Raw genomic sequence first — 20,065 nt, 5'->3', positions numbered from 1 at the left:
TTGCCGCCCCCCGCAGGAAAACCGCGATGTTCCGTCATTGGATCTTGCGCCTGTCGACGCGTCTATGGGTGACCAACGTCGTCGCGTTCGCCGTCAGCCTGGCGCTGCTGTCCGCGCTTTCCATGTATTTTCTCGCTCGATATCCGGAATTTCTCGGGCGGCGCCAGCAGATGGAGAGCATCCGCCATATCGAGGCCGGAATGCGCTTCGACGCGGCCGGGCGGCCGGTATCGGTGCGATTGGGCGAGCATCCGGCGGCGATGTTCCGGCTCTTGCCAACCGACGCGATGTACCGCGTGCTCGATGCGACGGGGAAGGTGTTGCTGGCGTCGACGCCGTCGAACGGCGATCGGCCGTGGCTGACGGAGGATCTCGCGACGGCGGCCGGCAAGGTATTGCCCGTCACGATCGACGGCAAGGCGTACGCGGTCGCGACGCAGCGCGCATCGAACGGTAGCGTCGTCCATTACGTGCAGATGGCGCAAAGCAGGCAACTCGTCGATGCGCTCGTCATGACGAGGATCGATCCGATACCGAAGACCGTCGCGTATGTGCTCGCCATCGCGACCGTCATTTTCGGACTGACGCTGCCGTTGACGATCAGTCACGTGCTGAAGCCGTTGCGGGAAGTATCGCGTGCCGCGCGGGAAATCGAGCCGCGCAATCTGAAAACACGGCTGTCTTCGGCCGGTATTCCCAGCGAGATCAAGCCGCTGATCGATGCGTTCAACGACGCGCTGAGCCGGCTCGAGAATGGCTTCGCCGTTCAGCAGCAGTTTCTGGCCGACGCCGCGCACGAGTTGCAGACGCCGCTCACGCTGGTCAGAGGGCAGATCGAGCTGCAGCCCGACATCAGCCAGAAAGCGCTGCTGCTTCGCGAGATCGACTTGATGGCCCGGCAGGTCAAGCAACTGCTGCATCTGGCCGAAGTCAGCGAAGCGCAGAACTTCAGCTTCGACGACGTGAACGGCGACGAGGTCGCGCGCGACGTCGTGAGCTTGCTGGCCGGCAAGGCCGATGCGAAGCAGGTGAAGCTCCATATCGAAGCGCGCGATTCCGCGTCACGCATACGGGCGGACGGCGGAGCGCTTTTCATCCTGCTCAAGAACCTTGTCGAGAATGCGATCAATGCGTCGCCGTTGGATGGCGTCGTCGTGCTGACCGTTCTCGAGACGGCGATTCATGTCGACGATGAAGGGCCGGGCATTCGGCGGGAGCATCTTCCGCTGCTTTTCGACCGATACTGGCGGGCGCCGGATTCGCGGTATGACGGCGCTGGGCTCGGGCTGGCGATCTGCAAGGAGATCGCCGAGGCCCATCGATGGAAGTTGACGGTCGATGTACTCGCAACGGGGACGCGGTTCAGTGTCTGGTTTTAGTTGGCATGAAGGGATTTCGACCCCTCATGCAAGCCGCGCGGGTCCGTGGGTTACCTTGGTGACGGGTGCGGAGGAGTGCGCCTGTCATGCTGACGTGTTGCTTATCACCGCCCCCTTGTCCGACGTCGATTTTTCGATATAATGAACCCACGTTCGGAATGACGAACGTGAGAATTCAAGCATCCAGAGTCGGGTTATCCGACGCCAACCTGCCCTCCCGGGCAAGGTGGACGCCCTCGAGGCGATGCGGCCGATTGACGGCAACGAAGCGGGAGCAGCATGGCTGGCACCGGTTCGATCACCATTCATCCGGAGCAACCATGAGCCAAGTTTCCTCCGCTTCCCGCCCGACCGTCTGTGAAGACTGGTCGCACTTCCTTCCCGGTTTCACGTTGACGCATACGGTTCATCTCGTGTCGAGACGGATTCCGGGCATCGTTTCGACCGCGGAGGCCGTACTTGAAGGCGAAACCGCTACGGTCGATCGGTGGGCCATCACCCGCTGTGGCGATGTGCTCGAACAAAAGATCGTGCTCGGCGAAATGACGGAAGGGCAAGCGGTGCGGCTGCGTGAGCGGCTTGCCGCGCTGGAGGGGGTGCTTCGGGCCAAGGTGGAACATCATTTCGTTCGGGCGGGGTCGGCTCGTTAGAGATGTGTGCGCGGCATCGCTGTATTGGCTGACAAGGGGGAAACGCCCCCTTACTCCACCGTCACCGACTTCGCCAGATTCCTCGGCTTATCGATATCCGTCCCCCGCGCCAGCGCCGCGTGATACGCGAGCAGTTGCATCGGCACCGTATGCAAGATCGGCGACAACGGCCCGTAATACTCGTTGAGCCGAATCACCTCGATCCCTTCGCTCGGCACGATCCCGCAGTCCACATCCGCGAACACGAACAGCCGCCCATTCCGCGCACTGACCTCATGCATGTTCGACCTGAGCTTCTCGAGCAGCATGTCGTTCGGCGCAACCGCGATCACCGGCATTTCATTGCTGACGAGCGCCAGCGGCCCATGCTTCAGCTCCCCCGCCGGATAAGCCTCCGCATGAATATACGAAATCTCCTTCATCTTCAGCGCCCCTTCGAGCGCGATCGGATAATGCATCCCGCGCCCGAGAAACAGCATGTTGTCGCGTCGCGCGAGCAACTCCGACCACGCCATGATCTGCGGTTCCAGCGCGAGCACCTTCGACATCGCATCGGGCAGATGCCGCAGCGCGCGCAGATGCTCCTTTTCTTCATCGTCGCTCAATCGCCCGCGCACCTGCGCCAGTGACAACGTCAGCAGGAACAGCGCAACGAGCTGAGTCGTAAACGCCTTCGTCGAAGCCACGCCGATCTCGATCCCCGCACGCGTCACGAATTGCAGCGCGCATTCGCGCATCAGCGCGCTCGTCGCGACGTTGCAGATCGCGAGCGTGTGCGTCATCCCGCTGCGTTTCGCGACATGCACCGCGCCGAGCACGTCAGCGGTTTCACCGCTCTGCGACACCGCAACCACCAACGTGCGCGGATTCGGCACACCGTCGCGATAACGAAACTCGCTTGCGATTTCCACACTCGCCGGCAGCTTCGCGATGCTCTCGATCCAGTACTTCGCCGTCAGCGCCGCGTGATAGCTGCCGCCGCACGCGAGCAGCAGCACCGAATCGACGTCGTTGAACACGCGCCACGCGCCGTCGCCGAACAGCTCCGGCATGATCGACGAAACGTCGAGCAGCGTATCGGCCACGGCCTGCGGCTGCTCGAAGATCTCCTTCTGCATGTAGTAGCGATACGATCCGAGATCGGCCGCGCCGCTATGCGCGGCGACGCGTTGCACCGTGCGCTCGACGCGCTGGCCGGCCGCGTCGACGATCCAGTAGCGATGCAGTTGAATATCGGCGACGTCGCCGTTTTCCAGGTACGCAATGCGATCGGTGATGCCGGACAGCGCAATCGCATCGGACGCCAGAAAATTCTCGCCTTCGCCGACCCCGACCACGAGCGGCATCCCGTCGCGCGCGCCGACGATCCGGTGCGGCTCGTCGCGGCACATCACCGCGATCGCATAGCTGCCGCGCAGTCGCGCGACCGCACGCCGGACCGCCTCGAACAGGTCGCCGTCGTACAGGTGATCGATCAGGTGCGCGATCGCCTCGCTGTCGGTCTGGCTCGCGAACACATAGCCGTGCGCCTGCAGTTCCGCACGCAACTGGTCGCAGTTTTCGATGATCCCGTTGTGCGACAGCGCGATGCGCGCGTTGGCGTCGCTCGGCGAGAAGTGCGGATGCGCATTGAGCGTGACGGGCGCGCCATGCGTGGCCCAGCGCGTATGCGCGATGCCCGTGTAACCGGACAACCCCTGCGTGGCGATCTCGCGCTGCAGGTTCGCGACACGATCGACGCTGCGGGCGCGCGCCAGCGCGCGGTCGCGGTAGACCACGACGCCGCACGAATCGTAGCCGCGGTATTCGAGCCGCTTCAAGCCGTCGACCAGGTTCGGCAGGATGTCCCGCTGGGCAACCGCCCCGACAATTCCACACATATCGCGCTCCGTAAATGTCCCGTCTGGATCAGTGAGAGCGATGGTAGAACCAGTAAAATGGAATTTAATTTCAAAAAACGGCAACAAGTGAAATGAATGGAGGATCGGCTATCATGCTGAAATTAAATTTCGCTCATTGACCGGAAGGAGTGGCCGATGGCCGGCATCACGCTCGACGACCTCGACCTGCGCATCCTCGCGATCCTGCAGGACGACGCGTCGGTCTCGAACCTTCAACTCGCCGAGCGCGCGCTGTCGTCGCCGCCCACCTGCATGCGTCGCGTGCGCCGGCTGACGGAGGCCGGCGTGATCCGTCGGCAGGTCGCGGTGCTCGACCCGGTCGCGATCGGCACGGCCGTCACCGCGCTGATCGAGATCAGCCTCGACCGGCAGACGGCCGAGGACTACGACGCGTTCGAAGCGTACGTGTGCGCGGAGCCGGCCGTCACGCAGTGCTATCGGGTGTCTCCGGGGCCCGATTTCGTCGTGATCGCCGATCTGGGCGATGTCGCCGAATACGACGAATTCGCGCGGCGGCTGTTCACCGGCGCGTCGAATGTACGCAACGTGCGGACGTTTTTCTCGACGCATCGCGCGAAATTCGAAGCGAACGCGCGGGTCGCGCATGCGATGCGCAAGCGCGGCGGCTAGAGGGTAGCGGGGGACGGGCCGGCATTGTGACGGAAAGTGTCGCAAATCGACATCGAGCCGAACGTAGATCGCCTGTCTGCAGAACCTCCACGGTCGGCGCACTCGATGTCGATCATGATCATGTAACGTTTTTTCACGTTTCTCGTTCTGGATACATTGACGGACTTTACGCATTCAACTCTCACGATTTCGGACCCGTGATGGAGTCGTGCGTTGAGTTTTTATCGGAATCATGGTCGCTCCTTTGATTGATGTCCGCATCAACGGCCATTGCTCGACGCACGCTGAACCAAAAATCGCAAATCAACGTTACTCAAATACTGAAAATTGTTAATTGTCTTGTCTTTAAAATAGGGTGCTCTATTTTGAGACACACTGCGCGAAGTCGACGATCTATTTGATTATTCCTGACACTGTGGTTTGTCGGGTTCCTGCTACCTTCCGAATGGGCAAGGAATACGGTTTAATGCAGATGGATCATTCTCTGGGTTGTTGGACCCGAGGAAATAAGGTGGGCAAGATGACAGCATTTAGTATTGATTTCGTTAATGACATGGAACACGAACACCTTATGGCCGAAGTCAGCTTCGAAGGGCAGAGGTTGTGCGTCATCGATAAAGAAGCTGGGAACGATAAAATGAAGATCGAATTCTTGGTTGATCTATACATGCTGCCGGACAGCGTAAAAATGAAATTCAATCTCGATGAATTTCTCAAAATATTGGCGACGGCAAAGACTGAGTTGGCGCAGTGTGCATAGGCCATTTTCTGGTTTTGCACGGAGTCGTCAATGAAGCTTTCGATCTATAATCGCGTTCGTTACATTGGTCCGGTGAATATCGAGGAATCGATCATCCCGGGGCTACATCATTGAAGATTATGGCAACGGTAATTGCGAAGTCGAATTTTCAAGGCCGGATGGAACCACTAAAGCGTTAACAGTCATCACTGCGGACAGGTTGGCGTCGGGTGAAGAATGATTGTTCTGAGGCGCTTGCATGTGCAAGCGCCTCAGTATCATTCGACCAGGCAGAAGCGACGCAACTATTTGCATCGAACGCGCCCGGATCAATTAAAATTGGCAATGCGACGTTCGTGTGTCCGTAGGATTGGAGGGTTGACTGATGCAAGCAATAGTGAAAGACATTTCGAATGGCTTCTTCGATTTGAAAACGTTTGTGCCGGATGATCCGCATTGTTTTGATTTGCTTGTTCGCATTTGCATCGGTCGAACTGATACGGTAGGGGCAGATGATTTTTATCTCAACATCTGCACTCCCGAATGGCTTGCCAAAAACATCTGGCAACCAACATGGGGTCGACATATGCTTATCGTTCGAGAATACAACTTATCGGTGATTGAGAAATTCATCGGCGATTACGTTGCCACCTGTCAAGGCGATAAATGGAACGCTATTGGCGAAAGGCTCGGGCGAATGTTTGCGTGGGAGTTCGAAGACTACAAGCGATGACGAATGAAGACCCGGCTCAAGACTGTGTTTTGTACTTTCATGTTAGGCAAATCGATTGCTTAACGCATCCCGCCGCTCGCGATGATCGTTTCGCCCGTCACCCAACGTGCGTCATCGGACGCGAGGAACGTCACCATGTCCGCAATGTCGTCCGGCTGACCGATGCGACCGAGCGGCGTTTGCGCGACCATCGCGCCTGCGAAATCGCTGCCGATGACGCCGCGCGCTCGCGAGCCTTCCGTGATCGGATTCACGCGGATTTTGCGCGGGCCAAGTTCTTTGGCGAGCGACGCGTCAAGTTAAAAATTGTCAGGCGAAGCCGACTGTCGCATACGTCGCAATTGAATTGAGTAAGAGAGTGGATGATGCGTTGATATTTAGTCGCCTGGCCGATATGCTGCGCCCTACATTCCGCGCCCGTACGTGCGACCGTCTCGCCTGCAAAAACAATGAAGCTCAAACCAAAAATTGTCGCGTTGGCGGTCGTGGTTCCACTCGCTGCGCAAGCGCAACAAAATCCCGCTGAACAGGCAGCGCGCGCAGCCGCGCAGCAGGAACGACATTTTCAACGTCGGCGTGAGTCAAGACCTCGAACTCGGGGACAAGCGTCTCGGTTCGCATGGCTGGAACGGTTTCTATTCAATCCCATGGGGCTATTGGACGGCGACGCTTTCCGCGTACACGAACACCTACTACCAGCAGATCGCAGGCGTTAATCAAACCTTCGTCGCGAGCGGTAATTCGAAGACAGTCGATTTCAAACTCGCCCGTGTGCTCGCGCGCAGCCAGAACGACGTGTTCGGCGGCTATGTGCGCCTGTCGCGCCGCTTCGGCCAGAGCTTCATCGAAGATACGGAAATTCCGCAACAACGCCGCAACAACACGTTCATCGAACTCGGTCTGACCGATCGACACTATTTCGGCGGTGCTCAATTCGACGGCACGCTCGCGTACCGTCAAGGCGTCGGCGGGCTCGGCGCGCAGGACGATATCCCCGAGCTGAATGGAGACCAGACCTATCGCCTCAAAATGGCAGTGCTCGACGCGAACCTGTCGGTGCCGTTCGCGATCGCGCAGCAGCCGTTCCGCTACGTCACGACGCTCCATGGCCAGTACACGGGCAACACGCTCTACTACATCGATGATCTGACGATCGGCAGCCGCTATACGGTGCGAGGCTTCGACGGCGAAACAATGCTGGCCGCAGCGCGCGGCCTTTACTGGCGCAATGAACTACAAATGCCGATCGGGCAGACAGGCCAAGCCGTTTACGCCGGGCTGGATTACGGCCGCGTATGGGGCCCGCAGCCGGTCGCGCTCGTCGGCACGCAACTCGCCGGTGCGGTGATCGGCGTCAAGGGCAGCGTAGCAACCCGCTACGGCGCTTACGGATACGACCTGTTCGCGGGTACACCCGTCTACAAGCCGTCCGGATTTCCGACCGCGCGTGTGACCGTGGGTTTCCAGCTCACCGCGCAATTCTGAAATCGCCGGCGCCTCAGAACGCCAACGCCTGCTGCGCTGGATGCCGCGCCCCGCGCCGAAACCCCGCGCCTTCGAGCGACAGTAGCGCACGCTTGCGGTCGATGCCGCCCGCATAACCGGTCAGGCTGCCCGATGCGCCGACCACGCGATGGCACGGCACGATGATCGACACCGGATTGCGGCCGACCGCGCCGCCCACGGCGCGCGCGCCGCTCATCGGCAGCCCGATGCGCTCGGTGATGTCGCCGTACGACACGAGTTCGCCGAACGGGATCGCCAGCAGTTCCTGCCATACCCGTCGCTGAAACGCAGTGCCGCGCAGGTGGATCGGCACCGAGAACGTATCGCGTGCGCCGGTGAAGTACTCGGCGATTTCTTCCGCGACCCGGCGTGCGACCGGCGACGTGGAGAGTGCGTCCGCTTCGCGCACGATCGCCAGCGACGGGAAGTATTTCTGACCGACGAAGTACAGGCCGGTCAGCACGTCGTCCTCGATGCGCACGGCGATGTCGCCCAGCGGGCTCGGAATCAGGTGAGCGGGAGTCATCGCGACATCTCTCCATGAAGGCGCCATGCATGCAATGCGGCATACGCGCGCCACGGCGCCCAGCGCGCCGCCGCGTGCGGCGCGGAGGACGGCCCGCGCGCGGGTTCGGTGCGGGCGGGCAGCCATGCGTCGTCGGCGGGGAATGCGTTCGGCCATGCCATCGCGCGCATCGCGACGTACTGCACCGCGCGTTCGTCGAAGCCGGGCAGCGCGCGCAGCGCGGCGAGCGTCGCATCGAGCGGCGCCATCGGTTCGAGCGCGAGCGTGCCGTCGTCGACGGCGCGGGCGAGCGACACGATCGCGCGTGCGGTGTCGCGCTCGATGCCGATCGTCTCGAGGGCCGAAGGCGGCAGCATGGCCAGCGTCGCGGCGCAGGGCAGTGCATGCGTGAGGCCCTGCGGTGCGCCGTCGACCGGGTGACCGAAGCGTGCCGCGATCCGTGCGAGCGACGGCGTATCCGCTTGCGCGGCCGCAAGCTGTTCGCCCGCGAGGGCGCGAATCGCAATCTCGAGGCCGTCGAACGCGCCGGGCGCGCGCAGACCCGGCGCCCCGCTCGCGAGATCGCCGAGATGCGCATCGATCACGTCGGGGCGGCTGTCGAGATCGAACAGCCGGCGCACGCGTGCGAGCACGGCCGGCACGACCGGCGTGAGCGCGGGCGACACGGTGACGGCCAGCGCGAAGCGCTGCGGCACGTGCGCGACGGACAGCCAGCCGGCCACGCGGCGGCCGCCGTTCCGGGCCGGCAGGTCGACGACGCGGGCATAACGCTGCGCGTCGATCCGTTCGACGCCATCGATCTGCCGCTGCGCGAGAAAACGCATCAGGTCGGCCCATGCGAACGGCGGCCGGTACGGCAGCGGGAAGGTCATGTCGCCGTCGGCCGATGCACCGGCCCCTTTACGCAGTCGCAGCGGATTGAGGCCGTAGCGCTGGCGGAACAGGTCGTTGAAGCGCCGCACGCTGCCGAACCCGGCCGTCGACGCGACGACGGCCACCGGCAGCGCGGTATCGGTCAGCAGCCGCTTGGCCATCAGCAGCCGCTGCGTCTGCGCGAACTCGACCGGCGACACGCCGAACTGCACACCGAAGATGCGACGCAGATGGCGTTCGGTCACGCCGACGCGCCGTGCGAGCGCATCGACGGAATGCGCGTTCAGGAAACCGTCGTGGATCAGCGTCGCGGCCGCGTCGGCGAGATTGCCGGACAGGTCGAGCAGCCCGTGGCCGGGCGCGAGCTCGGGGCGGCAGCGCATGCAGGGCCGGAAGCCGGCTTTCTCGGCGGCCGCGGCGCTCGGGTAGTAGCTGCAGTTCCGCGCCTTCGGCGGCTTCACCGGGCAGACGGGGCGGCAGTACACACCGGTCGTCGCCACGCCGACGAAGAACCAGCCGTCGAAGCGGCGGTTGCGCGAAAGCAGGGCGTCGTAGCAGGTGTCGGGATCGAGGCGCATGGGACGACTGTAAACCATCCCCGCCGCCGATTCTGGCTGGAATCGGACATGTGTCTCAGCCGCCGCGCGCCCGCTGCGCCCCAGCGGGAAAATCAGGGGAAAAACGGTTAATGCCAATCTGCGGAACAGTCGTCTCTTTTGCCGCGGCCAATTTGAGACGACTCATCGAAATCCCCGACTGACACGGCCCCGGCACACACTTATTCTTTGAAAAACGTTTTCCAGACGGATTGGCGAAACGTGCCGTGCGCAGCCGCGCGCCGCCGTTCGCCCCGGCGCCGGTCGCCGGTCAACGAACTTCGTGCGGCGCGACGGGCGCGACCGCGCATCGAAGACATTCATGCCCACTGCCGTCGTCGGCGCCGTGCGCGCGGCCGCCAGCCGCTACCGCTGGACCGTCTGTGCACTGCTGTTTTTCGCGACCGTCATCAACTACATGGATCGGCAGATCCTCGGCCTGCTCGCGCCGATGCTCCAGCACGACATCGGCTGGAGCCAGGTGCAGTACGGCCGCATCGTGATGGCGTTTTCGGCGTTCTATGCGCTGGGCCTGCTCGGTTTCGGGCGCATCGTCGACTGGCTCGGCACGCGCGTGTCGTACGCGATGGCGATGCTGGTGTGGAGCATCGCCGCGATGCTGCACGCGGCGGTCGGCTCGGTGACGGGGTTCGCGTTCGTGCGCGCGCTGCTCGGCATCGGCGAGGGCGGCAACTTCCCGGCCGCGATCAAGACGACGGCCGAATGGTTCCCGCGCCGCGAACGCGCGCTCGCCACCGGTATCTTCAACTCGGGCGCGAACATCGGCGCGGTGTTCGCGCCGGCGATCATTCCGGCGATCGCCGTGGCCTATGGCTGGCGCGCGGCATTCGTGATCATCGGCGCGATCGGCATCGTGTGGCTCGCGGTGTGGCTGGTGATGTATCGCACGGCCGACACGCGCGCACTCGCGGCGGAGTACGACGAGCCGCGCGACGAAGCCGAAGCGCTCGACGCGGCGAATGCGAACGCCGGCGCGCCGCGCTGGGGCGAACTCATCCGCAAGCGCGAGACGTGGGCATTCCTGGTCGGCAAGTTCCTGACCGACCCGGTGTGGTGGTTCTACCTGTTCTGGCTGCCGAAGTGGCTCAACGAGTCGCGCGGGATGGACATGCAGCACATCGGTTTGCCGCTCGTCTGCATCTATGCGCTGACGACGGTCGGCAGCATCGGCGGCGGCTGGCTGTCGTCGATGCTGCTGCGCGCGGGCTGGAGCGTGAACCGTGCGCGCAAGACGGCGATGCTGATCTGCGCCTGCTGCGTGCTGCCGATCGCGTTCGTGTCGCAGGTGCAGAGCCTGTGGATCGCAGTACTGATCGTCGGCCTCGCCGCCGCCGCGCACCAGGGCTGGTCGGCGAACCTGTTCACGACCGCGTCCGACCTGTTTCCGCGCCGCGCGGTCGCGTCGGTGGTCGGCATCGGCGGGATGGCCGGCTCGATCGGCGGCGTGCTGTTCTCGGAAGTGATCGGCCAGGTGCTGCAGCGCACCGGCCACTATTGGGTGCTGTTCGCGATCGGCGCGTCGGCCTACCTGATCGCGCTGGCCGTGATGCACGTGCTCGTGCCGAAGATGAAGCCCGCGAAACTCGACGCATGAATCGCGTCGTTGCAAACGAACGCGCCGCCTCGGACGGCGCGTTTTTTGCGTTCGGGGCGGTGACGGGGCGCGACCGCGTCAGCCGGCCGCGGCCGTCGACGCGCGCATGATCAGCCGCGGCTCGAACGTCGAATAGCTCGCGTCGGTGCGCCCGGCGAGCGCGTCGATCAGCTTCTGCATCGCGAGCTCGCCCATGTTCTCGCTCTGGATGTCGACGGTCGTCAGCGCGGGCGCCGCGTATTCGCCGTACGGCACGTTGTCGATGCCGGCGACGGACACGTCCTGCGGCAGCCGGAAGCCGAGCGACGCGGCCTCCTTCATGAAGCCGAGCGCGATCAGGTCGTTGTAGCAGATCACGGCCTGCGGGCGCTGCGGCCCGAGCATCACACGCGAGCATGCGCGCTCGCCGGCCTCGGCGGTCGGCGCGTGCGCGTCGTGCACGTCGAGCGTGAGCCCCGCTTCGGCGAGGCAGTCGCGCGCGCCCTGGATCCGTTCGTCGTTCACGCGCGCGGTGCCGAAGCCGAGATACGCGATGCGCGTATGGCCGAGGTTGAGCAGGTGGCGCGCGAGCATGTAGGTCGACAGCCGGTTGTCGATGCCGACGCTCGGAATCGGCAGGCCGGGGCTGCGACGCAGCAGCACGAGCGGCTTGTTGAGGTCGAGCATCCAGCCGGCTTCCTCGTCGGGCATCCGCGTGCTGACGATCAGCCCGTCGACGCGCTGGGCGAGCGCCTCGATCAGCGAACGTTCGCGCGCCTGGCTCTCCTCGGTATCGACGAGCAGCAGCGTGTAGTCGTGCTGCAGCGCGACGCGGTTCGCGCCTTTCACCACGTTCGTGAAATGCGGGTTGCTGATGTCGAGGATCACGAGGCCGATGGTGCGCGTGCGGCCGGTGATCATCGAGCGCGCGAGCGGGTTCGAACGGTAGCCGAGCCGCTCGATGGCCTCCTTCAGCCGTGCCTCGACGGTCGGCGAGAAGCGCTGCGTGCCGTTCACGTACTTCGATACCGTCGCGACCGACACGCCGGCTTCCGCGGCCACGTCGCGGATCGTCGGGGAAACTTTTTTCATCCGCAGGGTAACGTTTTCGTTCGATAACGCCGGATTGTGGCAGAAAAATCCGGCGCACGGCCAGCGGTCGATATCGGGAAAGTGCGGATGGCTGCGAGCGGTTCGGCCATTGACGTTCGGCGCCTCGGCCGCGTATAGTTGGAAAACGTTTTCCGATTGAGATCGATTCAAGGAGATTCGATGAACGCCTCATCCACCGCCGCGCGCAAACCGTTCGGCCGCCTGCTGCTGACGGGCGCGGCCGGCAACCTCGGCCGCCAGTTGCGCGGCGCGCTCGCCGACTGGGCCGACGTCGTGCGTGTCAGCGATATCGCGGCGCTGGGCGACGCGGCCGCGCATGAAGAAATCCGCGTGGTCGACCTGGCCGACCGGCCGGCCGTGATGCAACTCGTCGACGGCGTGGACGCGATCGTTCACCTCGGCGGCATTTCGGTCGATGCGCCGTTCGACGATCTGGTCGGCGCGAACATCACCGGCACGTACAACCTGTACGAAGCCGCGCGCAAGCACGGCGTGAAGCGCGTCGTGTTCGCGAGCTCGAATCATGCGATCGGTTTTCATCCGGTCACCGAAGTGCTCGATGCCGATTCGCCGCTGCGCCCCGACAGCCTGTACGGGGTGACGAAGTGCTTCGGCGAATCGCTGTCGCGCTACTACTTCGATCGCTTCGGGATCGAAACCGTCTGCCTGCGGATCGGCTCGTCGTTCGAGGTGCCGAAGAACCCGCGCATGCTCGTCACGTTCCTCAGCTATCGCGATTTCATCGAGCTCGTGCGCTGCTCGCTGCTGACGAATCGCGTCGGGCACGCGATCGTGTACGGCGCGTCGGACAACCCGGTGAAGTGGTGGGACAACACGAAGGCCGGCTTCCTCGGCTTCCGCCCGCGCGACAGCTCCGAGCAGTTCGCCGGGCTGTTTCCGGTGACGGCGCCGACCGCCGAGTACGACGATCCCGCGCAGCGGTTCCAGGGCGGCGGCTTCGTCGTGGGCGAGCCGATGGAGCGGAAGGCGTCGTAAGCGTCGCCTGCGTCAGGCATCAACGCAGAATGTCGGTCGCCTTGTGCCGCTCGTCGACGCCGTCGATCAGGATCAGCGGGCCGCTCGCGTGCCGTGCGCGTAGCGGCTGGATCTGCCGGTACGCCTCCGATTCGTACCATTCGCGCGCCGTGTCGAGGTCGGGAAACGCGATCGCGATCAGATCGCCGCGCCATACACCTTCGCGTACTTCGGGCCGTGCGCCGTGAATCACGAAATGGCCGTCGTATGGCGCAAGCGTGCCGTCGATGCGTTCGAGGTATTCGACGATGTCGTCGCACATGTCGACGTCGTGCAGGTGGGCGATGGCGTAGGCGGTCATGGCAGGCTCCTTGGCGGGATGCGGTTCGAGAGTCGTTGGAGCCATGATCGTGGCGCGGGCGGCGCGCGTCGATTACCTGCGACGTAAGCAAAGCGCGGCAACCGCGCCACATCGTGTTTCAGGCCGCGGCGCGCATCGATCGATGGATGAAGCAGCGTAATCCCACGGCACAATCCATCACGCCCGCTTGCGCGCCGGCCGCGCCACGGGCGCCGGCTCCAGCGGCTCGCTGGCCTGCTCGCACAGCCGGTCGAGCATCCGTTGCGCGGCGCCCGCGCAATCCTCGCCCGCCGGCTTGTTCTCGATCGCGTCGATCAGCGTTTCCAGATGCTGCCGGTTCTGCGCGAGCCGCCGTTCGAGCAGCGCGATTTCGCCGACCTTGTGCCGCAGCGCGACCAGCAGTTCGTCGCGCGGCCATGCGCCGAGATCGGGCGGCAGCACCGCGCGGATCTCGTCGAGCGCGAAGCCCGCGCGTTGCGCGCGGTCGATGATCGCGAGCCGCGTCAACGCTTCCGGCCCGTATTCCCGATAGCCGTTCGCCTGCCGGCGGGCCGGTTCGAGCAGGCCGCTCGCTTCGTAGAAGCGGATGCGCGACGCCGCGAGGCCGCTCGCCTTCGCCAGTTCGCCGATTTTCATGGGGGCTCCAAAAAGGCTTGACCTTAAAGTTGACTTTAAAGTTATCGTGGGCCATCGTCAATCGAGGATCTGCCACCATGAATCTGTTTGCGCCCCTCACACTGCCCAATGGGGCGGTGATTCCGAACCGTCTGGCCAAGGCCGCGATGGAAGAAAACATGGCCGATGCGGACCACGCGCCGTCCGATGCGTTGCTGCGCCTGTACCAGGCGTGGGCCGACGGTCAGGCCGGCCTGATCCTGACCGGCAACGTGATGGTGGACGGCCGCGCGATGACGGGGCCGAACGGCGTCGTGCTCGAAAGCGACGCGCATCTCGATCGTTTCCGCCGCTGGGCGCGGATCGCCCGCTCGGGCGGCGGGCACGTGTGGATGCAGATCAATCACCCCGGGCGCCAGATGCAGGCGGCGCTCGGCCAGACGACGCTCGCGCCGTCGGCCGTGCCGCTCGCGCTCGGCGCGTTGTCGAAGCAGTTTCCGGTGCCGAAGGAAATGACGGCGGCCGATATCGCCGACGTGCAGCAGCGCTTCGTGCGTGCCGCGCAGCTCGCGGAGCAAAGCGGTTTCACCGGCGTGCAGGTGCATGCGGCGCACGGCTATCTGCTGAGCCAGTTCCTGTCGCCGCTGACGAACCGCCGGCAGGATCGATGGGGCGGCAGCATCGAGAATCGCGCACGCCTGCTGCTCGATATCGTGAAGGCGGTGCGCGCGACGGTATCGCCGGCCTTCGCCGTCGCGGTGAAGCTGAATTCGGCCGATTTCCAGCGCGGCGGTTTCAGCGCGGACGACGCGAAGCGCGTGGTCGAATTGCTGAATCCGCTCGGCGTCGATCTCGTCGAACTGTCGGGCGGCAGCTATGAAGTGCCGGCGATGCAGGGCGAGGCGCGCGACGGGCGCACGCTCGCGCGCGAAGCGTATTTCCTCGAATTCGCGCGCGACATCACGGCCGTCGCGCGCATGCCGCTGATGGTTACGGGCGGGATCCGGCGCCGTGCGGTGGCCGAGCAGGTCGTGAACAGCGGCGTGGCGATGGTCGGCATCGCGACCGCGCTGTCGATCGACCCGAACCTGCCGCGCGACTGGCGCGCCGGCAAGGACAGCGCGCCGGTGCTGGCGCCGATCCGGTGGAAGAACAAGGCGCTGGGCGCGCTGGCGAACATGGCCGTCGTCAAGTTCCAGCTCACGCGGCTCAGCGAAGGGCGTCGCACGCACCCGCAGGTGTCGCCGCTGCGCGCGCTAGTGAAGCAGCAACTGGCCGCGCAGTGCCAGACGCGACGCTACCGGAAGTGGATGGCGGGGCCGCGTACTTGATCGATGCGTCCAGGTTGGCCGCGGCGATACCGGAGGCTGACCGACCCGCCGCCGCGCACGCGCCGGCGCGCCGCATCAGAACCGGTAGTTCGCGAGCACCTCGAACCGCCGGTCGTTGCCGAGCAGATACTGCGCCTCGTTGTAGTACGCGGACTGCACGTAGCGACGGTTGAACACGTTGTACGCGCGGGCGGTGATCGTCGTGTCCTTGCGCGGCTTCCACGCGAGGCCGAGGTCGACGGTCGTGTACGACGGCATCGCGAGCCGGTTCGCGGTATCGGCGAACCGTTTGCCCACGTACTTGACGCCCGCGATGCCCGTCCAGTCCGGCGCGAAGCGCCAGCTCACCCACAGGTTTGCCAGACGCTGCGGCACCGACACCGGCACGTTGCCCGCGCGCGATACGGTCGCGCCGCCGGCCGACTGCTGGAAATCGTCGTATTTCGCGCGCAGGATCGACACGTTCGCATCGACGCGCCAGTCCTTCGCGATCTCCGCACCGACCGTCGCCTCCAGCCCGCGCGACGACTGCCGGCCGACCTGGATCGACTGGTTCGGGTTCGCCGGGTCGGCCGTCAGGAGATTGCTCTTCACGATCCGGTACGCGGCCAGCGTCCATTCCGCGTTGCCGTCGAGGAACGACTGCTTCACGCCGATCTCGATCTGCCGGCCGGTCGCGAGCGTGAAGTTCGCCTTCGACGCATTCAGCGACAGCAGCGAGCTGACCGGATCGGCCGCGACCGAATACTGGCCGTACACGGCGAGGCCGGGCCGCACGTCGTATACGGTGCCGACGCGCCAGCCCGTGTTCGCGAACACCTTCGTGAATGCGCCGCCGTTCACGAGATCGTCGCGGTTCACGCTCGCATGGTCGTAGCGCAGCCCGCCGATCACCGACCAGCGCGGCGTGATCGCGAGCCGGTTCTCCGCGAACAGCGCGTACTGGTTCGACTGGCTGCGGTACTTCGGAAACGTACCGGCCGTATTGATGAAACCGCCCGGATCGAAGTCGAACGGATCGACCGTCGACGTGCCCGAATACGGCGAGTTGTTGTCGTGCTGGAACGTCGTGTGGTTGAACTCGAAGCCCGCCGAAAACGTGTTGCGCATCTCGAACGGCGCGCTGCCGACGGTGGCCGTCGTCACGTTGCCGTACTGTTCCTGATCGTGAAAGATCTCGGTGTAGCTGCTACGCCGCACCTGCGCGCTCGACGGCACGTACGTGTAGTACTCCGCATCCTTCCAGTGACGATTGCTCTTCATCCGGTACAGCGTGCTCGTCACGTTCAGGCCGTCGCTCGGCTGCCAGTTCGCCGATACGGTGGCCCAGCTGTCGCGGAACGCGATGTCGGCGTCGCCGACGTTGTAGTTCTTCTCGTCGAGTGCGCGATCGCGCGCGCCGCCGACGAGCGGCGTGCCGAAATACCGCATCGGATGCTGGAAGCCCTGCGCGTACGACGCCGTCACGTACAGGTCGGGCGTCACGTCGTAGCGCAGCGCGCCCGACACCGACAGGTTGCGCGAGTCGCCGCGATCGACCCAGTTCGACGAGCGGTTGCCGCTGATGTCGAAGCGGTACGACAGCTTCTCGCCAATCGCGCCGCCGCTGCCGAACGCGGCGCGCGCCGTGCCTTCGGTGCCGCCGCCGACTTGCAACTCGTTGCGGATCGGCGTGCGCGTCGGCTTCTTCGGCACGATGTTGACCACGCCGCCGATCGCGCCTTCGCCGTAGATCACCGAAGCGGGGCCGCGCAGCACGTCGATATGGTCGATCGACCACGTGTCGAACGGGAACGTGACGCCGATCGCGCCGTACGGGCGCACGCCGTCGTAGAGCTGCGTGACCGACGACGCGCCGACGAAGCCGCGCGCGGCGAGCTCCGAATCGCCGTTGCCGGGATGCGGCGACGCGCTGATGCCGGCGGCGCGGCTTACCGCGTCGACGATCGAACTGTCGCCGCGCGTGTCGAGGGTCGCGCGGCCGATCTGCTCGACGCTCGCGGGCGTTTCGAGCGGCGACAGCCCGAGATGGCTGCCGGTGTCGAGCGGTTGCGTCAGTGCGGGCGCCTTCTGCGCGTCGACGCGAATCGGTGCGAGCGTGGCGCCGGTGCCGTCGCCGCCGCTTTCCTGTGCTTGTGCGTGCCCGGCCGGCGAGAGCGCCGCGAGAACGGCAGCGGGCAGCATCGATCTGAACTTCATCGTTTCGGTTTCCTTCGAATGGGGGAGGCGCTTGCGTCGATCACGCTGCGGCCGGGGTCGCGCGGCCGAACAGCAGCCGGTCGAGCAACCAGACCGCGACGAGCGTCAGCCCCATCAACGGGAAAACGATGCCGAGCAGCACGAGCCCGGCGACCCAGCCGCGCATCGGCGGCGTGCCGCGTTCGCGCGACGGTGCGCCCAGCTTCCCGGCCGGGCGGCGTTTCCACCACATCACGGTGCCCGTGACGGCCATCACGGCCAGCCCGAGCGACAACACCGCGCAAAGGATCTGGTTCGCGAGCCCGAAATAACGGCCCATGTGCAGCGACGTGCCGTACGACACGGCTTTCGATACCGCGCCGTAGTCGTCGTAGCGGATGTCCTTCAGGACGGCGCCGCTGTACTGGTCGACATAGATCGTGCGTTCGGCCTTCGGGTCGGCGGGAAAGTACGACGCGGTGAACACGCCATCCGCGCCGGCCGGCAACGCGAGCGTGTAGCCGCTCGTCACGCCGAGCCCGGCGACGATCGCGATCGCGCGGGCCAGCGGCAGCGGCGCAGGGGCCGACGCCGACGGCGAATGCGGCACGGGCACGTTGCCGACCGCCCACGGCGTTTGCGGCAACGGCAGGTCGTCCATCACCATTCCCGGCATCGATTCGCCGGAATCGTGGTGATGGCCGGACGGCATGGCCGCTTGCGCAGGCGCCTGCCCGGCCGTCACGGCGGCACCCGGGCGCGTCGAGCGGATCGACCCGCCGCCCCACGCGCCTTCCGGTGCGCCGAGGTTCACGGTCGCGGCGAGCGCCTTGAAATTCTTGCCCCACGAGCCCGACCACGGCAGCCCCGTCAGGATGAACGCGACCGTGCCGGCCGCGAGCCAGATGCCGGCCGACGCGTGAATGCTCTTCCACAGCGGCCGGCCGCGCAGCGACAGGTCGGGCCGCAGCGCGCGCCCGACGCGGGCCGTACCGCGCGGCCACCACAGCGCGACGCCGGTGCCGATCATCACGAAGGTCCAGCAGGCGGCGAGCTCCATCAGCAACTCGCCGGTCTTGCCGAGCAGCAGCTTGCGATGCAGCATTCGGTCGACCTGCATGAAGCGGTTCTCGACGCTCAGCGTGCCGAGCACGCTGCCGTCGTACGGGTTCACGTACACGCTCTCGCGGCTGCCGTCGCGCAGCCGGAATACGTACTCGGCGCTGCGGTCCGGCGCGGTGGCGACCTGCACGGACACCGGCGTGGCGCCGGCCGGCATCGCGGTGCGTGCGCGGGCGAGCAGCGTGTCGGCATCGAGCCGCGGCGTCGCGCGCGGTTCGACGACCAGCCGGTGCGGATACAGCAGCGGTTCGATCTGCGGCTGGAAGCAGTAGAGCGTGCCCGTGATCGCGAGGATCACGAGGAACGGCATCACGAACAGGCCGGCGTAGAAATGCCAGCGCCAGAGCGTCCGATAACCGGCGCTGGCGGAACGGGCGGGCGAGATGGCCCGATCGACGGTGGTCGACATGGTGTGAACTCCTCGGGTGCGTCGAGCGGCGCGACCGGCGCGGGCCGGCTGCGGTCGACGTGCGTCGCACCCGCATGCGTGCATCGCCGCGGCGGGCGGCGCGGCAGCTGCGCAAACGGTGCGCAGGGCGGCGTCGCCCGCGCGATGCGGGCATTCGGGTGAACGCGTGAATCAGGTCAGGGCGAAACGAACGGCGTGAACGCGCATGCACGTCGACGTGCGCGCGTCACGGGGCAAAACGTTCAGCAGAACAGAGGAGGGGCGCGGGAGGGCGGGCGATCGTCGAATATCGATCGCACGAATGGAAGACCGTCGAAGCGAATGAAGAAGCGCCGCGGCGGCGCTGCGGGAAACAGCAGCACCAGCAGCACGAACGACGCGAGCGCGGTGAACAGTGCGGCGCCGAATGCGCACAGGCTGTCGCCGTTGTCGGAGGACGCCGCCTGGTCGGCGTGCGCGTCATGCTTCAGTGCATCGGCGAGCGCGCGCGCATCGTTGGCCGGCGTGATCGGCGCGCCCGCATCGAAGCGGGTGGCCAGCGCGGCGCCGGTGACGATCAGCGGGCCGCGGCCCGAACACAGCACCACCGAGCCCGCATCCGGACCGTCCGGATCGAGCATCACGGCGCCCGACATCAGCGCGCGGGACAGCAGCGTCACGAGGAGGAACCCCCACAGCCACCGTCGCGCGACGCCTGGCCGGAGCAGGAAGCGGCGAAGTGCGTTCATGGCGCGCGATTGTACCTCCGTTTACGTGGAGGGACAGTCGGGGCGCGCGTGTGCGGGATGGGTTGGGTTGCCGCGACGGCCGTGCGCGACGCGCGATCCGTTGCGC

At 65.3% G+C, this 20,065-nt stretch carries 19 protein-coding genes, 2 pseudogenes and 1 riboswitch; of the genes and pseudogenes, 10 read left to right on the top strand and 11 right to left on the bottom strand.

The window, feature by feature from the left end; all coding sequences use genetic code 11:
* Positions 1–34: 34 nt before the first annotated feature.
* Complete coding sequence (locus WS89_RS34960; RefSeq protein ID WP_373558399.1) at positions 35–418, bottom strand: hypothetical protein; 384 nt, start codon at positions 416–418, stop codon at positions 35–37.
* Here WS89_RS34960 and WS89_RS27020 point away from each other — a divergent pair.
* Both WS89_RS27020 and WS89_RS34010 read left to right on the top strand, forming a co-directional pair.
* Positions 396–1,379, top strand: a complete 984-nt coding sequence (locus WS89_RS27020; RefSeq protein WP_373558398.1) for a sensor histidine kinase — start codon at positions 396–398, stop codon at positions 1,377–1,379. The genes WS89_RS34960 and WS89_RS27020 overlap by 23 nt on opposite strands.
* Before the next feature lie 174 nt (positions 1,380–1,553).
* Positions 1,554–1,657, top strand: a riboswitch (SAM-I-IV-variant riboswitch).
* 42 nt (positions 1,658–1,699) lie between these two features.
* A complete protein-coding gene (locus tag WS89_RS34010; RefSeq protein ID WP_156440614.1) occupies positions 1,700–2,029 on the top strand; it encodes a hypothetical protein in 330 nt (109 codons plus the stop codon).
* 50 nt (positions 2,030–2,079) lie between these two features.
* Here WS89_RS34010 and glmS read toward each other — a convergent pair whose 3' ends face one another.
* Positions 2,080–3,909 (bottom strand): glutamine--fructose-6-phosphate transaminase (isomerizing), encoded by a 1,830-nt coding sequence (gene glmS / locus WS89_RS27010; protein ID WP_059794935.1) that lies wholly within the window; start codon positions 3,907–3,909, stop codon positions 2,080–2,082.
* Between the two features lie 156 nt (positions 3,910–4,065).
* On the opposite strand from glmS, the gene WS89_RS27005 reads away from it, so the two are divergent.
* The 4 genes from WS89_RS27005 to WS89_RS33250 all read left to right on the top strand — a co-directional run bounded on the left by WS89_RS27005 (position 4,066) and on the right by WS89_RS33250 (position 6,032).
* Entirely contained in the window at positions 4,066–4,560 is a 495-nt protein-coding gene (locus WS89_RS27005; RefSeq protein ID WP_059794932.1) for an Lrp/AsnC family transcriptional regulator, read from the top strand.
* 472 nt (positions 4,561–5,032) lie between these two features.
* A complete protein-coding gene (locus WS89_RS27000) occupies positions 5,033–5,320 on the top strand; it encodes a hypothetical protein (RefSeq protein ID WP_257128247.1) in 288 nt (95 codons plus the stop codon).
* Positions 5,321–5,396: 76 nt separating this feature from the next.
* Positions 5,397–5,540, top strand: coding sequence for a DUF4926 domain-containing protein (locus WS89_RS34955; protein ID WP_373558400.1), 144 nt, complete (start codon positions 5,397–5,399; stop codon positions 5,538–5,540).
* 144 nt (positions 5,541–5,684) lie between these two features.
* Positions 5,685–6,032, top strand: a complete 348-nt coding sequence (locus WS89_RS33250; protein ID WP_082741985.1) for an immunity 8 family protein — start codon at positions 5,685–5,687, stop codon at positions 6,030–6,032.
* A 59-nt stretch (positions 6,033–6,091) separates the two neighbouring features.
* Here WS89_RS33250 and WS89_RS26995 read toward each other — a convergent pair.
* Positions 6,092–6,319 (bottom strand): annotated as a pseudogene (locus tag WS89_RS26995) (SDR family oxidoreductase); the annotation flags it as partial.
* A gap of 256 nt (positions 6,320–6,575) precedes the next feature.
* Here WS89_RS26995 and WS89_RS26990 point away from each other — a divergent pair.
* A pseudogene (locus tag WS89_RS26990) lies at positions 6,576–7,517 on the top strand (ShlB/FhaC/HecB family hemolysin secretion/activation protein); the annotation flags it as partial.
* A 13-nt stretch (positions 7,518–7,530) separates the two neighbouring features.
* Here the strand turns inward: WS89_RS26990 and WS89_RS26985 are convergent.
* Both WS89_RS26985 and WS89_RS26980 read right to left on the bottom strand, forming a co-directional pair.
* The gene (locus WS89_RS26985) at positions 7,531–8,064 is read right to left on the bottom strand and encodes a methylated-DNA--[protein]-cysteine S-methyltransferase (RefSeq protein ID WP_059794923.1); all 534 of its coding nucleotides are present in this window, start codon (positions 8,062–8,064) and stop codon (positions 7,531–7,533) included.
* Positions 8,061–9,533 (bottom strand): DNA-3-methyladenine glycosylase 2 family protein, encoded by a 1,473-nt coding sequence (locus WS89_RS26980; protein WP_059794920.1) that lies wholly within the window; start codon positions 9,531–9,533, stop codon positions 8,061–8,063. Before WS89_RS26980 ends, WS89_RS26985 begins: the two co-directional genes overlap by 4 nt.
* A gap of 322 nt (positions 9,534–9,855) precedes the next feature.
* Here WS89_RS26980 and WS89_RS26975 point away from each other — a divergent pair, with 322 nt between their 5' ends.
* Positions 9,856–11,148, top strand: a complete 1,293-nt coding sequence (locus WS89_RS26975; protein WP_059795106.1) for an MFS transporter — start codon at positions 9,856–9,858, stop codon at positions 11,146–11,148.
* A gap of 78 nt (positions 11,149–11,226) precedes the next feature.
* Here the strand turns inward: WS89_RS26975 and WS89_RS26970 are convergent, their stop codons facing one another.
* Positions 11,227–12,291, bottom strand: coding sequence for a LacI family DNA-binding transcriptional regulator (locus tag WS89_RS26970; RefSeq protein WP_082741991.1), 1,065 nt, complete (start codon positions 12,289–12,291; stop codon positions 11,227–11,229).
* Positions 12,292–12,399: 108 nt separating this feature from the next.
* Between WS89_RS26970 and WS89_RS26965 the strand changes: the two genes are divergently transcribed.
* Positions 12,400–13,236, top strand: a complete 837-nt coding sequence (locus tag WS89_RS26965) for an NAD-dependent epimerase/dehydratase family protein (protein ID WP_059503938.1) — start codon at positions 12,400–12,402, stop codon at positions 13,234–13,236.
* A gap of 19 nt (positions 13,237–13,255) precedes the next feature.
* On the opposite strand, the gene WS89_RS26960 is transcribed toward WS89_RS26965, so the two are convergent.
* Both WS89_RS26960 and WS89_RS26955 read right to left on the bottom strand, forming a co-directional pair.
* Positions 13,256–13,576 (bottom strand): DUF1330 domain-containing protein, encoded by a 321-nt coding sequence (locus WS89_RS26960; protein ID WP_059503937.1) that lies wholly within the window; start codon positions 13,574–13,576, stop codon positions 13,256–13,258.
* Positions 13,577–13,753: 177 nt separating this feature from the next.
* Complete coding sequence (locus WS89_RS26955; RefSeq protein ID WP_059794914.1) at positions 13,754–14,212, bottom strand: MerR family transcriptional regulator; 459 nt, start codon at positions 14,210–14,212, stop codon at positions 13,754–13,756.
* Between the two features lie 77 nt (positions 14,213–14,289).
* Here WS89_RS26955 and WS89_RS26950 point away from each other — a divergent pair, with 77 nt between their 5' ends.
* Positions 14,290–15,522 (top strand): NADH:flavin oxidoreductase/NADH oxidase family protein, encoded by a 1,233-nt coding sequence (locus WS89_RS26950; protein WP_059794910.1) that lies wholly within the window; start codon positions 14,290–14,292, stop codon positions 15,520–15,522.
* A gap of 75 nt (positions 15,523–15,597) precedes the next feature.
* On the opposite strand, the gene WS89_RS26945 is transcribed toward WS89_RS26950, so the two are convergent.
* The 3 genes from WS89_RS26945 to WS89_RS26935 form a co-directional block, all read right to left on the bottom strand.
* The gene (locus tag WS89_RS26945; RefSeq protein WP_059794907.1) at positions 15,598–17,721 is read right to left on the bottom strand and encodes a TonB-dependent receptor; all 2,124 of its coding nucleotides are present in this window, start codon (positions 17,719–17,721) and stop codon (positions 15,598–15,600) included.
* A 40-nt stretch (positions 17,722–17,761) separates the two neighbouring features.
* On the bottom strand, positions 17,762–19,231 hold the full coding sequence (locus WS89_RS26940) for a PepSY-associated TM helix domain-containing protein (protein WP_059794904.1): 1,470 nt from the start codon (positions 19,229–19,231) through the stop codon (positions 17,762–17,764).
* Between the two features lie 242 nt (positions 19,232–19,473).
* Positions 19,474–19,959, bottom strand: coding sequence for a DUF2946 family protein (locus tag WS89_RS26935; RefSeq protein ID WP_059794901.1), 486 nt, complete (start codon positions 19,957–19,959; stop codon positions 19,474–19,476).
* Positions 19,960–20,065 lie beyond the last annotated feature (106 nt).

It is taken from the genome of Burkholderia sp. MSMB1072 (assembly GCF_001524725.1).
Taxonomy (GTDB): Bacteria; Pseudomonadota; Gammaproteobacteria; order Burkholderiales; family Burkholderiaceae; genus Burkholderia.
This window is presented reverse-complemented; position numbering and strand designations above follow the sequence as displayed.

What these genes read in the sequence shown, in the direction of transcription:
- WS89_RS34010 (WP_156440614.1), top strand. Translation starts at nt 1,700, where the DNA reads ATGAGCCAAGTTTCCTCCGCTTCCCGCCCGACCGTCTGTGAAGACTGG.
- glmS (WP_059794935.1), bottom strand. Translation starts at nt 3,909, where the DNA reads ATGTGTGGAATTGTCGGGGCGGTTGCCCAGCGGGACATCCTGCCGAAC.
- WS89_RS27005 (WP_059794932.1), top strand. Translation starts at nt 4,066, where the DNA reads ATGGCCGGCATCACGCTCGACGACCTCGACCTGCGCATCCTCGCGATC.
- WS89_RS27000 (WP_257128247.1), top strand. Translation starts at nt 5,033, where the DNA reads ATGGATCATTCTCTGGGTTGTTGGACCCGAGGAAATAAGGTGGGCAAG.
- WS89_RS33250 (WP_082741985.1), top strand. Translation starts at nt 5,685, where the DNA reads ATGCAAGCAATAGTGAAAGACATTTCGAATGGCTTCTTCGATTTGAAA.
- WS89_RS26985 (WP_059794923.1), bottom strand. Translation starts at nt 8,064, where the DNA reads ATGACTCCCGCTCACCTGATTCCGAGCCCGCTGGGCGACATCGCCGTG.
- WS89_RS26980 (WP_059794920.1), bottom strand. Translation starts at nt 9,533, where the DNA reads ATGGTTTACAGTCGTCCCATGCGCCTCGATCCCGACACCTGCTACGAC.
- WS89_RS26975 (WP_059795106.1), top strand. Translation starts at nt 9,856, where the DNA reads ATGCCCACTGCCGTCGTCGGCGCCGTGCGCGCGGCCGCCAGCCGCTAC.
- WS89_RS26965 (WP_059503938.1), top strand. Translation starts at nt 12,400, where the DNA reads ATGAACGCCTCATCCACCGCCGCGCGCAAACCGTTCGGCCGCCTGCTG.
- WS89_RS26960 (WP_059503937.1), bottom strand. Translation starts at nt 13,576, where the DNA reads ATGACCGCCTACGCCATCGCCCACCTGCACGACGTCGACATGTGCGAC.
- WS89_RS26955 (WP_059794914.1), bottom strand. Translation starts at nt 14,212, where the DNA reads ATGAAAATCGGCGAACTGGCGAAGGCGAGCGGCCTCGCGGCGTCGCGC.
- WS89_RS26950 (WP_059794910.1), top strand. Translation starts at nt 14,290, where the DNA reads ATGAATCTGTTTGCGCCCCTCACACTGCCCAATGGGGCGGTGATTCCG.
- WS89_RS26945 (WP_059794907.1), bottom strand. Translation starts at nt 17,721, where the DNA reads ATGAAGTTCAGATCGATGCTGCCCGCTGCCGTTCTCGCGGCGCTCTCG.
- WS89_RS26940 (WP_059794904.1), bottom strand. Translation starts at nt 19,231, where the DNA reads ATGTCGACCACCGTCGATCGGGCCATCTCGCCCGCCCGTTCCGCCAGC.
- WS89_RS26935 (WP_059794901.1), bottom strand. Translation starts at nt 19,959, where the DNA reads ATGAACGCACTTCGCCGCTTCCTGCTCCGGCCAGGCGTCGCGCGACGG.